Origin of the sequence: Maribacter sp. TH_r10, assembly GCF_033101095.1 — a bacterium.
GTDB lineage: Bacteria > Bacteroidota > Bacteroidia > Flavobacteriales > Flavobacteriaceae > Maribacter_A > Maribacter_A luteus.
Genome location: NZ_JAWMPY010000001.1, coordinates 774,491 through 790,978, shown reverse-complemented (window position 1 = coordinate 790,978; position 16,488 = coordinate 774,491). Strand labels below are relative to the sequence as shown.

The window sequence follows — 16,488 nt, the reverse complement described above, 5'->3', positions numbered from 1 at the left end:
TGGTTTTATCTATGTTTTTATTTTTTTCAATATCATTTATTTATCAATCCTGCTGAATGATAAATTATATACCTTAATATCGTAGCTTACCGAGCATAAACGTTAAAAAAATGAAAAAGATAACTATACCCATTTTAGCCTTATTCCTAATTTCCTTTGGAATAATAACGACAGGAATAAGTGAAGAAGACCGGATAATGACAGAAACGGAGTTGTCAAGAACCCAGGACTACTTAATAATGACCCTAGAAGGTCTTAATGAAGCCCAACTGAATTTTAAACCAAATACAGAATCTTGGTCTATTGCAGAATGTGTGGAACATTTGGCCATTTCTGAGGAAATGTTTGCGTCGATGTTAGAGGAAGCCCTAAAAACACCGGCAGATCCCACAAAAAGGAGTTCGGTTCAAATGAGCGATGAGGATTTAATACAGATGATCACGAACAGGGAGGAAAAGGTGAAAACCAGTAAGGCTTTTGAGCCGACCGGAAAATACGGTTCACATACAGAAACGCTCGAATCATTTATAGAAAAACGGGGACAACATATTGAATATATAAAATCTACAGAGGACGATTTACGAAACCATTATAGTCAGCTCCCTTTCGCTACTATAGACGGACTTCAAATATTCCTTTTCATGAGCGGACATACAGAGCGTCATATATTTCAGATGGAAGAAATTATGACCCACGAAAATTTTCCGATGCCTTAAAGCCTTATTGGTCTTTATATTTTTTGGATCGCACTATCCCATCTTATAAAAGTAATTACAATGGCCATGCATGATCATCAAACATCAATGGAATAAAGATTAGGCTAATTGATAGCCAATGGATAGGCTGTTCAACGAAAACATCTAATTATCAATGAAATGGATTTAATTCTACACACTATAGAAGTCTTTTCCTACGTTATACTGTTAATTTTGTATATTTAAAAAACTAAATAACAAGCTTTTGGAAACACATTCCTTTAATTTCCTGTTCAAAGAATCTATTTACCCCATGGCCATAGTGGATCATGAAATGCGTTTTTTGAACCATTCGAAATTATGGTTACAAGATTTAGGTATAAAGGATTCTAATATTATCGGAAAAACCTTTTATGATGTTTTCCCGAATACTCCCGAAGAAATAAAGATCATTCACGAGCACTGCCTAAGACATACCGTAAAGCAGAGTAAGATCCAAACAATAACCCAATCTGACGGTAGTCAAAAGTGGGTAGATTGGCAAATCAAAGGTTGGAAAGAAGAATCGAAAAAACTCAGTGGTCTTTTAATCGTTGCTGAAGACATCACCTTGAAAAAGAGAAAGGAAGAACTATTGCTAAATATACAACGTGTTGCCAAAATAGGGGGTTGGGAGTTCGATTTCGTAGCAAACAAGGCTTATCTAAGTGATATCACCAAAGAAATACATGAACTACCCTTGGATTATGAAATGGATTTGGAAAAAGGTTTGGAATTTTACAAAGAGGGTGAACATCGTGACAAAATAACAAGAGTGGTCAATGAGGCCGTGACCCATCATATGCCTTGGGATATTGAAACAATCCTCATAACCGCCAAGGGTAATGAACGCTGGGTAAGAAGCATAGGGGAATGTGAAGTTGTTGACAATAAATGTATTCGTATATATGGCACTTTTCAAGATATTGACCAAAAGAAAAGAATTGAACTTCATAATCAGGAAATTTCCGAAAGGTTGACCATTGCAACCACCGATGCCGCTAATATTGGTATATGGGAATATAATATATTCAATAGAAAGGTCACTTGGGACGATAATCTATATCGTATCTACGGTGTTACCAGAGATAAATTTGAGGAAACCATAGATGCCTGGGAAGCCATTATACACCCTGATGACAAAATACACTGTCATAATGAAATAGAATTGGCAATTGTCAACAATAAAAAATGCACCATTGAATTTAGGATAATATGGCCCAACGGTGAATTAAGATATATACGATCGGAGTTCACGATAAGCCGTTACCAAAATGGCGTACCTTCACGACTAATCGGGGCTACTTGGGATATAACAGAAGCGAAAACCGCCGAACAGAACCTGAAGGAATTATTGGAAGTTACCAGCGAGCAGAACGATAGTCTCATGAATTTCGCCCATATCGTTTCCCACAATTTAAGGTCGCACTCAAGCAACCTATCCATGCTAACCGGGTTCCTCACCCAGGAAGAGGATGAGAATGAAAAATCTAGCCTTGTTAAAATGTTGAATGATGCATCGATCAGCCTAAATGAAACTGTAACACATCTGAGTGAAGTGGTTCATGTAAAGACCAATTCGGAAGAGAAAATGAAAAAAACCAATCTTCTTAAGGCAATAATCGCTGTTGAAAAAAATATTAGGGCCCTACTCAACGAAAAAGAAGCGGTTTGCAATATTAGTGTTGATGCATCCATAAATATTCAAGCAGTACCGGCCTATCTAGATAGTATCTTGTTGAATCTGTTCACAAACAGTATTAAATATAGTTCACCCAAAAGAAAACCTATCATAGATATCAAAGCTGAAGTAAAGGATGATGTGGTCCTATTTACTTTTGCGGATAATGGATTAGGTATAAATTTGGAAAAACATGGTAAAAAGTTATTTGGAATGTACAAAACCTTCCATAAGAACAAGGACTCCAAAGGCATAGGCCTCTTCATTACCAAAAACCAAATTGAAGCCATGAACGGCAAGATAGAGGTTGAAAGTACAGAGGATATTGGAACTTCATTTAAACTGACTTTTAAGAAAACAATAGAAAACGAACACCATAAAAAAAATGAAAAAGATAGAGAGCACTTGTATTATCGATGATGACCCGATATTCATTTACGGCACCAAAAGAATCATGAAAGAAATGGATTTCTGCGATGACATTCTTGTATTCAACAATGGACAAGATGCCATTGACGGATTAATGGATATTACCTCGCAAGGCAAAAAATTACCCTCGGTAATTTTCTTGGACTTGAATATGCCTATCATGGACGGATGGGAGTTTTTGGAAGATTTCGTAAAAATCCCAAATCATAATAGGGAAAAAGTTACCGTTTATATCATAAGCTCTTCTGTAGATCCCCGTGATGTTGAACGCGTTAAGGATTATGATGTGGTCAACAACTATATTCTTAAACCAATTACCCCTCAAGACCTTCAGAATGTCCTTGCTGAAGTAGCATAAGTAAGGAGATTTATCGACTTCCCGGCGAAAAATTTTCCGGGGCATTTTGTGGCTGGTTTATTGTGCCCGATGCCCCGGTATCATTGTAAATTACCCATTCACTGAAGGTAAAGGTCGCATTTGCCAGGGTAATTTCCGGCCTCCTGAATGCCCCACCATCTTCGAACTCATGGTCGGTACCCGAACCATCTTCCCCTATTACACCAAAAGAATCAATGACAGTCCCAAAGGGATCTACAAGTTGTAGATTATCATCCCCGTTAGAATCCGCTGGGCTGTTAGTGCCAACGGCCAAATCCGGTGCAAACCCATAAACGGCTTCAAATTCTGAAGCATTTGGCGAAATCAACAACGTACGTTCAGCACCAATTTCATATCCCGTTAAATCAATAGTTGAACTAATTTCAGTATTATCATTAGTGTAGCGAATCAAAGTCCATCCCTTTAAGGACAATCCCGTTGAACCTGCATTGTATAACTCAACAAAACGTGCTCCGGAATTATTGTTGGGATCGGCCAATTCTGAAATGAATATTGAATTTGACGTAAATTCATCGATAACTTCCGCACATCTTTCATTTTGAAAATAAATATCATCCAAATCCCTTACAACTATTTTAAAACCGGAATTATCCCTTAATAACACACCTACGACAGAACCATTTCTGTCCGGAAGGATGCCAGACTGAAAATCAGAGTATCCGCTATTCAGTAATATAATGTCATTATCATCGCAATCTATTAACGTTCGCTCCGTTTCTTCCTCAACATCTGCAAATGGCAATCCCAGTTCCTCTTCTATGACCTCAACATCTTCGAACTGTACAAGCGTGTTGACCATTTGATCATCCAACCGATCAATTTGCGCCTCTACCGGAATCAACGAAACTTCTTCATCACAAGATACAAACAGGTGTTGAGGCACAATATTGGCTGGCAACCTACCGACGGAGAGATTACCGAAAGAAGTGAAAACCCCTCCCAGCTTATAAACACCTTGTTGTTTACCTAAATAAAGTCCCTTTAATTTTAGATAGATTTTACTCCCTATCGGATAGAATAGATGGGAATCCCTAATATCAAAATCCAACTGGAATCCTTCTGAAGGATTTTCAGGACTATCTTGAAAATGCAACGAACTAAAAAAATTGCCCTTCTCATCAGATGAGACCACGTACCCCTCAATAATGAGATCATCCTGAATCTTTATCGTCCCATCTTCATATAAACCCTTCACTTCTGCAAAAGTCGAATTTGGTTCAAGCCCCAAAGCACATGATTCCTCTGGCTTATCAAAATTTCGGTCTTTAACACACCCAATCTGCATTATTAGAACCAAAAGAGCAATGCATGCTTCAAATTTCACTAATTTATTTGCCATACCAATTCATTTTGTTGGTAAAATATGGACATAAAGTGCCCGTTCAATTTTTATGTAGGTAGACCTTTTGGGAACTCGAACTGCAAGAAAATCCTAAAGATCACAACCCGTCATTCGCATGTACTTACCACTTTTAAAAACTATATGCCACATTCAAAAAATACGTTCGTCCGTAACCATACCAATATTTTGGGGCAAAAGACGGATTGCCACTTAGGTTGTCCTGTTTTAATTGCCCGTAATTACCATTCCTGCTCTGTTCATAACCTCCGGTTCTGAACACCGCATCAAATACATTGTTGATACTGGCAAAAACACTGATATACTTTCCTTTTTTCAACCAAGATTTACCACCAACCAAATTCAATAAATAAAATTCGTCCAATGACTTCTGTTTTAATAACCTAGCCACATTTTCCTCGGTAGCATCAGGAAATCGCTCTCCGGTTTCTGGATCTATATAAAAACTTGGTGTTCTTGTTATGGTTGATAAATTCGCATAATTATTGGCTAAGTAATTTGTGGTGGCCGATACCCACCAATATTTCGGATCGCGATATTCAATACCTAGTGCAAAAGCTTTTTGAGGACCTTGCGACAGCTTATAATCCTTTACCTTGGCGATTCCTAAATCAATGGTGCCTTCTAGATTTATCAGGTCTTCCTCGGCCCCTGCCGTATCAAAATTAATAGTGACATTGGGGTCACTGGCATACAAATATTTACCAATCGCCCCTGCAACTGAAAGTTTTACCGATGACGACAACTCATACTCCAACCCCAATTCGGTACCCATATGTAATTTATCAAGATCTGTTATGACTTCCTGAACAAAATCTGAACCCACACCAGCATCCACATAGAAATAATTCACATCCGTGGTATTCTGAAATCGAGTGTAAAAACCAGTGATTCTGCCTATTAATTTCGGTAGTCTTAAAAAATAATTGACATCTACACTACTTACCGTTTCACTTTGAAGATCGGGTACGACCCCATTGTTTTCCCTTGGGTTCACAAAAGTGTTTTGAATTACCGCTGGCCTTTGAATCAAAGCCGCATTGGCCCTTAACCAATGTCTTCCGGTAATCTGATATGATAACCCTCCTTTAAACCCAAAATTCGAGAAGTTAATTGTTTCGCTTTTTCCCATGGAATTCTCTAAATAGCGTTCATTTCTGAACAATCCGTTTCTTTGATACTTTGTACCGGTTTGGTTGAAGGCAATAAACCCATTCCATTTTTTATAGGCATATCCTAACTGTACAAAAGCATTCCATTGAGCGGCCGTTAACCCATAATGATAATTAAAAATATCCCCGTCATATCGATTCGTTTCCCCATCCAGATTATTCGCCGTATTTGAGAAAGGATCAATATCTTCATGGTATTCTGCCCCAAAAAGGTCGATTATCTTGGCGTAATTATCCGATTCCAATTGTTTAAAAGTAAAACCGAAATCCATTTTCAAATGATTTGGGAAGTTGATATTACCAATACTGTTGATCGTTAATTGATTGTCTTCGACCACATCATCATATAAAACATAAGCTGCTTTTTCTTTTGAATTAGCGGCATATACCGATTCCCATTTCATTTGCGGATCATCCAAGAAACCTTGCTTTGCCATATCGGCACTTATGAAATTAGCACCTATAGGACTGTTGATATAAAAACTAGGGAGGTACCTGTAATACACAGGCTCGGGATTAGGGGCGTTGTAATACCCCAATCTACTTTTGGCGTGATTACCGAATTGATAAGAAATACCTGTATTCAAATTAAAATTATCAGACTCAAAAAAGTGATTCAATATTACTACAGGTTCAGCTATTTTACGTTCCCTTGAATTTCGAATTTTTCCATTTTGATATCCCCAATACGGATTATAGCTACCACCGACCAGATCGTGCACTTCCTCGGTTATCGCTGAAGAACGTCCTCGCCTGTTAGAAGCTAAAATTGCCGTCGCCATTAAACTATTTTTAGCATCCAGCTGGTATTCCATCGCCCCATATACAGAAAAGGCATCATACAATGTGCCATCAATGAAGCCTTCAGTTGCCCATCTTCGGGAGCTCGATATGGTATATGATAATCCGTTGTTTTGTTTTGGGGAGGTATAAGTGGCCATTACCCGCCCTGTATACGTCCTATTCGATGCTGAGGCTGAAAATCGAAATCCTGGGCGTAAACCAGAGGGTCTGGTATCTATATTGGTGTTTCCAAGAATACCGCCGAAGGTATAGTCAGAAGCATTAAGTCCGTTAGAGAATTGTTGATTCCGTGTTACATCGTTCAAACCACCCCAATTATTCCATTGCGGACGACCATCAAACAACTTATTCATGGGCAGGCCATTGATCATGACCGTTCCATTTCGGGAATCATACCCCCGCACCCTAAAAAAAGCCTGACCAAAATCAAAGGCCGCCCTTCTTAAAAAAATATCCTTGGTAGCTTGTAACAACCCTACTGTTACCATCGAATTTTCTTCCTCTGAAAATTCAGTATCCGTTAAAGTAACCAGGTTATCGGTTTTGTCGAATTCAATATCCTTGTCCAATAAAACATTCCCTAAATCAATATGATTTCCTTCATAAAAAATGGGAATTCTTTTGGAAACGTACCCCGAAGCCGTAATACTTAGGATAAAATCACCGGGATTATCCATAGAAATTGAAAAAAAACCTTTGTCATCTGTTTTTATGGAATTTAAACCGCCTTCCAAGGTAATCACACCTCCTGAAATAGGTTCATTGGAAAACCCTGAAAGCACGTAACCGGATGCATAACCAGACACTTGGCCATACATCACTTGGCACAGGCTAAATGCAAAAAATAAAACTAGGGCAAAACGCAATTCTAATATACTTTGGTTGGTGTTCTGGTTAAATATATTAATAATACTCTTAATTTTGTAAGTATTTATTTATGTTTTAATGTATTTTCGTTGAATTCAATAATTTTTTATGAATATTCGATTACTGTTTTTTGTGTTGATTTTTCCAATTCTTATTTTTCCCCAAAAAGGAAATACTTACAAAATAAGAACTATCGCATTCTACAATCTTGAAAACCTTTTCGATATTGAAAATGATTCATTGACCCATGACGATGATCGCACTCCTGCAGGGAAAGACAGGTGGACCGAAGAGCGGTACCTACATAAGATTGCCAATATGGCCAAGGTAATTTCCGAAATCGGTAAAGTGAAAGGATCCTCTTCTCCTGATATTCTTGGCGTTTGTGAGGTGGAAAACAGAAAAGTAATCGAAGACTTGGTTCACCACAAAACACTTGAAAAAATGAATTACAGAATAGTTCATTTTGATTCCCCGGATGAGCGCGGCATTGATGTTGCCCTTATCTATAAGGAGTCAGTTTTTCTACCAACAAGCTTTCAAAGTAGACGACTCTTACTTCATAAGGAAGACGGTTATCGAGATTATACACGAGATCAATTGGTTGTTGGCGGTTTATTGGATAATGAACAGATATATTGCATCGTAAACCATTGGCCTTCCCGAAGTGGTGGCGAAGCAAGGAGCAGACCAAATCGTTTGGCCGCGGCCACGTTGAACAAAAAAATCATTGATTCTATCATAAAAATAGACCGTTCGGCAAAGATCATAAGTATGGGCGATTTAAACGATGACCCCACAGATGACAGCCTTAAGAAAATTTTAAAAACAAAGGGCAAGAAAAAGAAACTGGAAACAAACGATTTATTTAACCCTATGGAGAAATTGTACAAAAAAGGGATTGGATCATTGGCCTACCGTGACAAATGGAACCTATTCGATCAAATATATTTCACCTCGAATTTATTGAACAATGATAGTGGCTACCATTTCTGGAAAGCGAATGTTTTTACCCCACCCTATCTTTTCAGCAAAAAAGGCAGATATAAAGGGTATCCTTACCGGACCTATGCAGGCGGAAACTATACCGGGGGTTATAGTGACCATTTTCCCGTATACCTGTATTTGATAAAAAGTGCTGAATAGACTTTATTGCGGCAATGCAATCTTTATGTTCCTCCAATTAACCTTTATACCACCCCCATCATGGATCTGCAATGCAATAGAACCCTCCCCGGCCCCGATTTTTTTATCCCTAATGGTTACCATCTCAACACCATTTAACCAAGAGGTCAATTTATCGTCATATACCCGAATCTTCATCTCATTCCATTCGCCCATCTTCAAGGCCTTGTCCTTTTCAGGGTCCGGTTTGATCAGCCAACCACGACCATAAGATTCATAAACCCCACCTGTGCTATGCCCTGGAGGAGCAACCTCCACCTGCCAACCACTGACTTTGGTGCCATCTACGGTAGAACGAATGAATACCCCACTATTGCCATCAGCTTCTTGTTTAAATTCGAGTGTTAGGGTAAAATCCTTATAGTGCTTGTCAGTTGCCAAATATCCGTATTGTTCATCCGGACCACTTTCACATACCAACAAACCATCTTCAACATACCATTTTTCGGTACCATAGACCGTCCATCCAGAAAGATCCTCCCCATTGAATAATGATATTTCCTGGGCAAAACCAAGTGTTGAAAAGACTAATGCTGTTAAAATCAATATGTTTTTCATTGTTGATACTTTTTAAAGTTGACAAGATGTATGTACTAAAAAACTATTTTTAAAACCACTGGTTCCAAGGAATCCTACTCAAAATAAGTACTAATCCCAAACCGTAAAATATGGCAATACTTTTGAATTTTTTATTGCCTTCCATAAATTTCTTATGCCTGGACCAACCTATGGTAATCAAAACCAAAGCGATAATGTTGATAAAGGGATGTTCAACGGCCAATAACCTGGCAGCGGAATTCATACCCCCCATACCTAAAGACTGAATGGCGTTTAAACCACTCGGTGATACGAAAAAGAGAATAAGTCCCACCAATAATTGTAAATGGCAAAGGATAAGTGCGAAAAGGCTAATTCGAAAATCTTTTTGGGGCAAAAACATTTTATTGCTTACTAAACCGATAATAGCATTGGCAACAGCCAAAAATAAAACGGCTAATGCCACATAAGCCAAATACGAGTGTAATTGCAATACCCATTGATACGCAAGTCCTGGTTCTTCCATAATATTTAAGTTGATTAATATGATGGTCTAAAAATACTACTTTTTACGCATAAAAAATAAGAACTATGCCGTATACCACGAACCTCCAAAAACAGTAATTTTGCTTTTACTTTTCCCTTATGCATAAATATTATGGACAAGCTAAAAAAAACGGCGGATCTGCTGTTAGACATATCCTCCCTTTTAATGGTATCCGGAGCTAACACCAACAGAATAAACCTAAGTCTTACCCGGTTCGCTACCACCTTAAATTGTCAAGCCTATAGTATGGTTACCCATAAAACCTTGGTTTTAACCGTCACCGATAATGAAACTGAAGCAACTTTCACGAGAGTTAAGAAAATACCTAAATACCAAATCAATTTTTCTACCATTTCCTCGATCAGTAGAGCGAGTTGGAGTGCTTTAAGCGAGGATTGGACCATAGCCCAAATAGAAAAGGAATTACAAACAATAAAATCACAGGGCAGATATCCAAGAGCTATAGTACTTATAGCCGTTAGTCTTGCCGGTGCGGGGTTTTGCAATATTTTTAAGGGGGATTATCTAAATATGTTAGTGGCTTTCATCAGTACATTATTGGGCCTATATATACTACAGACCGCCCATAACCACAAAATCAACGGTAATATCGCAACTTTCCTGGCCTCGTTTTCGGCCTCTTTCATTGCTTCATTGGGTGTATCATACAGCTTAGGGAGCCACCCCCAAGCAGCTTTGGCAACCTCTGTATTGTTTTTAGTTCCAGGTGTCCCTTTAATAAACTCATTTACAGATCTTTTGGACAACAATATCCTAAATGGTATGGTTAGATTCACAAACGGAGCGATGACCTTTCTTTCCATTGCCCTAGGTCTTTTCATTACTATGTTAATATTTCAATTGAATTGATGGAAGAAGCTATAATAAAGGTATCGGAGTTATCGATATGGTCAGGTATTGCGGCCGTTGGATTTGGAATACTATTCAATATTCCCCGTAAAACTATTTTGGTCGTATTTTTTCTTGGTTTAGCTGCAGGCTTGGTAAAATTCTTTCTAATAGATCTTAACATCAATATCGTATTGTCTACATTAGTTGCGGCGAGTTTTGTCGGAATCTTAAGTAGCCCCTTGGCACACAAGGTTCACCATCCTCCGGTCGTTTTTTCGATTCCTGCCGTTATTCCTATGATTCCGGGGTATTATGCCTATGAAACCGTTTTGTCTATAATGTCCTTTACTTTTATGGAAAAAGACCCTCAAAAAAGGATGGAATTAATGGCATCCATTTTCTTTAATGGTTTTACCACGATATTCATTCTAATTGCCATAACCATAGGAGTATCCTTGCCCTTGCTGCTATCTAGAAAGGAAACGGTTAAAAAAAACGATGGTAAATAACCACTTGAACATTAAAATGCTGGATTAACACCGGTTATTACGCCTTAAAATTGACTTCTTTTTAAGCATAAAAAAACCCTGACGTTACCGTCAGGGTTTTTTTATAATTTATTCCCATTTATTTTCAGCTGCATTACCTCCCCAAATTAAGGTAGCTAAATATGGATTATCTATAAAAGGATTTCTATTACCTTGCGCTCCTTCAATGATTGCATTTCGTTGTAATTCAAAATCAGAAACAGGGTCTTCAATATTCCATTCCAAAAAGAGCTCTAAAGTACCTACTCTATTAAAAGTTTCACCGTATCTTACATTTAAGTAAAAAATCATTCTTGCAACATCTCCTTTCCATTCATCACCAGGATACCAACTATTGTTATTTATTAAAGCATATGAACCACTACTATCTGCAAAAGGATAGTTAAGCCTTTCAGAATTCACATCAGCATCTGCAGCTCTTAAGTGATGTAAATCCGTTACTGCATATTCAGAACTTAATAAGGATTGAGGGTATATATGCTCCGTATTAAACGTTTGGGGAGAATACGAATTTGTCCCTGAAGTATACTCTTCCCAATATCTACTATCGCTCGAATACATTAATATAACATTATCTTGATTATTTAAATCTGCGTCGGCATTATACAAATACATATGTCTTTGACTATAGGACAATATTGTTGTGTGATTATCAATAACATGATTCCGTAATTGCTCAAAACTAATACTAGCATCTTCAGACATTGCCAAATCATCATAATAATACTCCAAATCTGTAGGAATATTAAATGATATTGATTCTAAAACATTAACTGTAATTGTAGCACTGGAACAGCTTTTTTCTGGTAAATCATCATCACAAATAGTATAAGTAAATGTATCACTACCAATAAAGTTATTTTCTGGTGTATAAAGAATTGCTCCTGATTCATTTATTTCAATACTACCTTGTGTATTTAAACTTTCGATTGAAAAAAGAGTCGAATTATCTATAGCACTATCATTAAGTAAAGCATCTTCTATCACAATTGAGGTATTTTCTAAAGTATGATACAAATCATCTTCAGCAATTGGTGTTCCTTCATCCTCTAGATTTATTGTTACCATTGCGGTAGAGCAATTTTGTGGATCCTCAAAATCACAAATAGTATATGTAAAAGTATCCTCGCCAACATAACCATCTATTGGAACATAAGTATAGGTGTTATCTCTATTATCAATAATTGTAGCCCCTTCTGTACTAGTTGAATCAAAAGATGTAATACGGGCACTATTTTCAATAGTATCATTTAAGAGTAAATCAGCCAGTACTATTTCCTGATCTTCGGTTGCACTGATAATATCATCAACAGCTATGGGTTTTAGAACAATAAGTTCATCTTCAACCTGTTCAACTGTACTACTTTCACTACTACAGCCGATAAATAGCATGAATATTGAAATTAAAAATATTGATTCTCTCATGTATTAAATTTATAAAAAAACCTCTATTATAAATTCATATAATAGAGGTTTTAAAAAAAAAAATATTTTTTAGTTAAAAACCCAAACTCCGCCTGTTTTAATAACACTCAAAGTCTCAACAGCATTTGATCCATTATAAACATCAAAAGCAATCAAATATTTTTGTGCCTCTTCAGCATCAGGGTCAATTTCATCTAATAGTAAGTTGAATGCTTCTAATAACATATCATCAGTCCATTCAGCAGAGTTACCAGATCTTCTATCAAAATTACTATAATTTAATGCACTAGCAGCTGGCCCCGAATACTTTGAGCTCAATGCATTCCCAATAAATGCATAATCAGCTGAAGCCAAAGTGTATTTAATTGTATTATCGGGGACCCAATTTTCACCATCATGACCAAATTGAAGTGTCTCTTGAATTTCACTAGAACGTACTGACCAAGAAGAACCATCATATATATAATAGCTAATAAAACTAACAGTAGTATTATCTTCCGTACTACCGTCCTCGTCTAAATCATACTCATCAGTAGTGTACAATTTATACATAATTGCAGCTAAATCACCAGCTTCTTTTCCTTCATATTTATATTTATCCTCTAAATAAATCGGAATTTTAGTTTCAGCTTCATCTTCTGAACTGAAATTAGGATAACCTTCTCCCATCTCATTGTATTCATCATCAGTAAAACCCTGTATAAACACCCAACTTCCGTTCGTATAGAAGAAGCCATTATTCAATGTATTTGTGGTTCCATCATAAAACTTATAAGTTAATGAAACTAAATCTCCCTCTTCTGGCGTAGTATATTTTGTGTCAAGAAAAACATATATCTGATCTTCATCATCAAAATTATTATACTCCGCAGTTTCAGGATTAGCATCATAATCAGCATCTGTTACAGTATAACGATAAACAAAATCTTCTGTATCTAAAGGTGAATATACATTATAAGTTACCAAGGAACTTGAACCTGAACCCCAAACTGGATATATAGTACTTAACAATCCTGGTATTAATTCTTTAGCCTCATCTGTAGAATTAAAATTACCATAAGACTTATCTAATGCATCATAATCATCATCAGTTAAGGTATAATTACTATCCCCGACAATAAAATTTTCTTGAGCATTTATATCATCATTTATATCTTCTAAAGGCTCACACGATGTAAATGTAGCTCCTAGTATTAGTAAAAAACAAATTGCTTTTTTCATTTTATTTTTTTTTAAAAGTTAAGTTTTGCCCCAAGGCTAAATGTTCTACCAAAACCGTAATATACCAATGCTGTTTCTGCAACAGAACCTGTACCATCCTGTGCATCCGTAACGTATCTAGTGTCAAACACATTATTCATCCTGGCTGTTATTGTAGTATCAAAAGGGCCAAAGTTAAAACCATGTGTAATTGCAGCATCAAACAAACCATATGATGGCAACTCCCATGCATCTGGAGCCCCAGCTGTACCACGGTCACTTGGATCAAAATCTGCAAATAAATTATCATAATAATTGTAATCCAATACTAAAGTAGTTTTAGGCCCAAAATTATAATTTGCACCTAAAGCAAAGGTTGTTTGCGCAGCATCACCAACATGTAAATCTTTTATAAACAGGTTTACTGTTTCTATTAAATTTTGATCTTCATCAAGAATCTGAACATCTGTTACATCACTATCCCATCTCCAGTCTCCTAAAGAAAGCATACCTGTTAAGCTAAATTTTTCAGACGCTCTATAAACAAAATCAACCTCTACACCTTGGTGAATTGCGTTTACCCCTAAAATATTCGCAAAAGCATTTGTTCCATCTGGTTGTTGAAAACCAACAGTCTCTGTTCTATCACTCCAAGTAGTTCTATATAAGTTAATATTACCTGATAATTTAGATGTACGGTAACCATAACCTAACTCGAAGCTTGTAATTTTTTGATTTGCAGCATCCTCATTAATGTGCTCGTTATCAAAGTTTTGGAATACCGCATCAAAGTCTGCTGCTTTTTCGAAGTATCCTAAATTTGCAAATACATTATGCTTTTCATCAATTCTGTAGTTTGCACCCCCTTTTGTACTAAATCCGAAGAAATTATAACGGTCTGTTTCTTGTAATGAATCAGAATCCAAATAATTAAAATAATCCACTCTTTTGTAACCAGTATTAGAAGCTGCAAGAGAAATAAATGTATTTATTTTATCATTAACATCGTATTCCAATTGAGCAAAAGCTCCTAACCAACCAACTAAACCATCATTATAGTAGTCTCTTTTGTCACCTACTTTTAAAATGGCATTTGGGTTATTTACATCACCATCACCCAATGCATATTGGGCTCCTAATAAATCTGTCACTTCTGAAAAGTGAATACCTTTATAGTTTCTATAATCCAAACCTCCTAATAATACTAGATTATCAGATAGATTAGTTTTTAATGTAGATAAAACACCGTACCAATTATGATCGTTACGAGAAGCTCTTAAATAGGTTTCCGCACCATTTGCTCCTGCAGAAATATTCTCATCAACAATTTTATCAAAATCTATAGTGCCATATAAACCATCCCTATACTCACTAAATCCTGTTCCATCGAAAGAAAATTTATTAGTCCCTGCGTAACCACCGCCTCCTCCTGAACCGAAGGATGCATAAACCACAGTTGATAAATTTGTATTCTCATTAATATCCCAGTAGTGATTTAATGACATTTGAGGTTTGTGATAAAAATTATCTTCCTGGTGTGTTACTTGACCATTTTTATAACCCCAGTCTGCATTAAATTTTCTACCATTTTCACTTTTCTCATATGTTTCAATAAGTTGTCTATTTTGTCTTTGTCCGTGTCTTTGTTTAGCACCAAAAGCAGAGAATGATATTTCGTGGGCGTCGTTTATCTGTTTTGAAATATTCAAAAAGTAAGAGATTCCAGTAAATTCTGTTCCATCTACATAACCCTGACCTTTAGTACTAGCTCCTGAAACTGTTACTGCAAAACCATTATCTAATAAACCGGTAGAGTATGTTGCTCCATATTTTTGATAACCATCATTACCAACAGAACTAATTATATTACCCCCTTCTTCAACATCTGTAGTTTTTGTTACTACATTAATTGTTCCTCCAATAGAAGGAACCGCAATTTTTGAAGCACCTAAACCTCTTTGCACTTGCATAGCTCTAGTAACGTCTCCAAGACCAGCCCAATTAGACCAATAAACTGCACCATTTTCCATATCGTTTACAGGAATACCGTTTATCATTACAGCAACGTTTTCAGAACTAAATCCTCTAATATTAACTCTACCATCACCAAAACCACCACCAGACTTTGTAGCATATATCCCAGGTGTAGATTTTAAAATTTCAGGAAATTCTTGTGTACCAAGTTTAAGTTCAATATCTCCAGCCTTGATTGTAGATACAGCCACTGGTGTCTTACGATCTACTGCCAAAGAATAAGTCGTCACTATTACCTCATCCAAGGCACTGGCATCCGGCATTAATGTGATTGTCCCAATATTACCAGTAGATGTAAAAGGCATTTCTTTGGTGTTAAAACCTAAATAAGAAACCCTTAAAGTCCCGGATTCATTTGAAACGTTAATTGTGAAATTTCCATCAAAATCCGCAGAAGTACCGTTAGAGGTTCCTTTTACAATAATACTTGCTCCCGGTAGCGGGGCCCCGGTTTCACCGTCTACGATAGTACCAGTGATTGTTTCTTGGGAAAACGCCAAAGCAGTCATTAAAAATGCTGCTAAGACCATGTACATTCTTTTCATTTTTTGAGTGTTTAATTTGGTTTAATACAAAGTGCAAATGTGATCTTTTTTAATGGACCGTATATTAAGCCTATGTTAAATTTAGCGTGTTAAAATTAACATAAAAAAACACTAATGCCAGCTGACAGACAAGAAGTTATCAACCTTTATTAAGAAATGAAAAATAAC

The 16,488-nt window shown here is 36.6% G+C and carries 13 protein-coding genes; 6 read left to right on the top strand and 7 right to left on the bottom strand.

All coding sequences use genetic code 11. The annotated features are described in order from the left end of the window. The first annotated feature begins 110 nt into the window (after nt 1-110). The 3 genes from R3X28_RS03280 to R3X28_RS03270 all read left to right on the top strand — a co-directional run bounded on the left by R3X28_RS03280 (nt 111) and on the right by R3X28_RS03270 (nt 3,202). Nucleotides 111-716, top strand: coding sequence for a DinB family protein (locus R3X28_RS03280; RefSeq protein WP_282053731.1), 606 nt, complete (start codon nt 111-113; stop codon nt 714-716). A gap of 244 nt (nt 717-960) precedes the next feature. Next, nucleotides 961-2,835 (top strand): PAS domain-containing protein, encoded by a 1,875-nt coding sequence (locus R3X28_RS03275; protein ID WP_317662363.1) that lies wholly within the window; start codon nt 961-963, stop codon nt 2,833-2,835. Next, on the top strand, nt 2,801-3,202 hold the full coding sequence (locus R3X28_RS03270) for a response regulator (protein WP_317662362.1): 402 nt from the start codon (nt 2,801-2,803) through the stop codon (nt 3,200-3,202). Before R3X28_RS03275 ends, R3X28_RS03270 begins: the two co-directional genes overlap by 35 nt. 10 nt (nt 3,203-3,212) lie before the next feature. Here the strand turns inward: R3X28_RS03270 and R3X28_RS03265 are convergent, their stop codons facing one another. Together R3X28_RS03265 and R3X28_RS03260 are read right to left on the bottom strand one after the other, a co-directional pair. Continuing rightward, nucleotides 3,213-4,583: a DUF5689 domain-containing protein gene (locus R3X28_RS03265; RefSeq protein ID WP_317662360.1), complete on the bottom strand. Its 1,371-nt coding sequence runs from the start codon at nt 4,581-4,583 to the stop codon at nt 3,213-3,215. A 133-nt stretch (nt 4,584-4,716) separates the two neighbouring features. After that, nucleotides 4,717-7,398 (bottom strand): TonB-dependent receptor, encoded by a 2,682-nt coding sequence (locus tag R3X28_RS03260; RefSeq protein ID WP_317662358.1) that lies wholly within the window; start codon nt 7,396-7,398, stop codon nt 4,717-4,719. 157 nt (nt 7,399-7,555) lie between these two features. On the opposite strand from R3X28_RS03260, the gene R3X28_RS03255 reads away from it, so the two are divergent. Then, nucleotides 7,556-8,593 (top strand): endonuclease/exonuclease/phosphatase family protein, encoded by a 1,038-nt coding sequence (locus R3X28_RS03255; RefSeq protein WP_317662356.1) that lies wholly within the window; start codon nt 7,556-7,558, stop codon nt 8,591-8,593. Between the two features lie 3 nt (nt 8,594-8,596). Here R3X28_RS03255 and R3X28_RS03250 read toward each other — a convergent pair whose 3' ends face one another. Next, nucleotides 8,597-9,190 (bottom strand): DUF1080 domain-containing protein, encoded by a 594-nt coding sequence (locus R3X28_RS03250; RefSeq protein ID WP_317662354.1) that lies wholly within the window; start codon nt 9,188-9,190, stop codon nt 8,597-8,599. Between the two features lie 49 nt (nt 9,191-9,239). After that, a complete protein-coding gene (locus R3X28_RS03245; protein WP_317662352.1) occupies nt 9,240-9,695 on the bottom strand; it encodes a hypothetical protein in 456 nt (151 codons plus the stop codon). A 132-nt stretch (nt 9,696-9,827) separates the two neighbouring features. Between R3X28_RS03245 and R3X28_RS03240 the strand changes: the two genes are divergently transcribed. Both R3X28_RS03240 and R3X28_RS03235 read left to right on the top strand, forming a co-directional pair. After that, on the top strand, nt 9,828-10,586 hold the full coding sequence (locus R3X28_RS03240) for a threonine/serine exporter ThrE family protein (protein ID WP_154363294.1): 759 nt from the start codon (nt 9,828-9,830) through the stop codon (nt 10,584-10,586). After that, entirely contained in the window at nt 10,586-11,077 is a 492-nt protein-coding gene (locus R3X28_RS03235; protein WP_154363296.1) for a threonine/serine exporter family protein, read from the top strand. Before R3X28_RS03240 ends, R3X28_RS03235 begins: the two co-directional genes overlap by 1 nt. A gap of 108 nt (nt 11,078-11,185) precedes the next feature. On the opposite strand, the gene R3X28_RS03230 is transcribed toward R3X28_RS03235, so the two are convergent. The 3 genes from R3X28_RS03230 to R3X28_RS03220 all read right to left on the bottom strand — a co-directional run bounded on the left by R3X28_RS03230 (nt 11,186) and on the right by R3X28_RS03220 (nt 16,320). After that, the gene (locus tag R3X28_RS03230) at nt 11,186-12,541 is read right to left on the bottom strand and encodes an endonuclease (RefSeq protein ID WP_317662349.1); all 1,356 of its coding nucleotides are present in this window, start codon (nt 12,539-12,541) and stop codon (nt 11,186-11,188) included. A 69-nt stretch (nt 12,542-12,610) separates the two neighbouring features. After that, a complete protein-coding gene (locus tag R3X28_RS03225; RefSeq protein WP_282053739.1) occupies nt 12,611-13,762 on the bottom strand; it encodes a hypothetical protein in 1,152 nt (383 codons plus the stop codon). 11 nt (nt 13,763-13,773) lie between these two features. Further along, a complete protein-coding gene (locus R3X28_RS03220) occupies nt 13,774-16,320 on the bottom strand; it encodes a TonB-dependent receptor (protein WP_282053740.1) in 2,547 nt (848 codons plus the stop codon). Between the last annotated feature and the right edge of the window lie 168 nt (nt 16,321-16,488).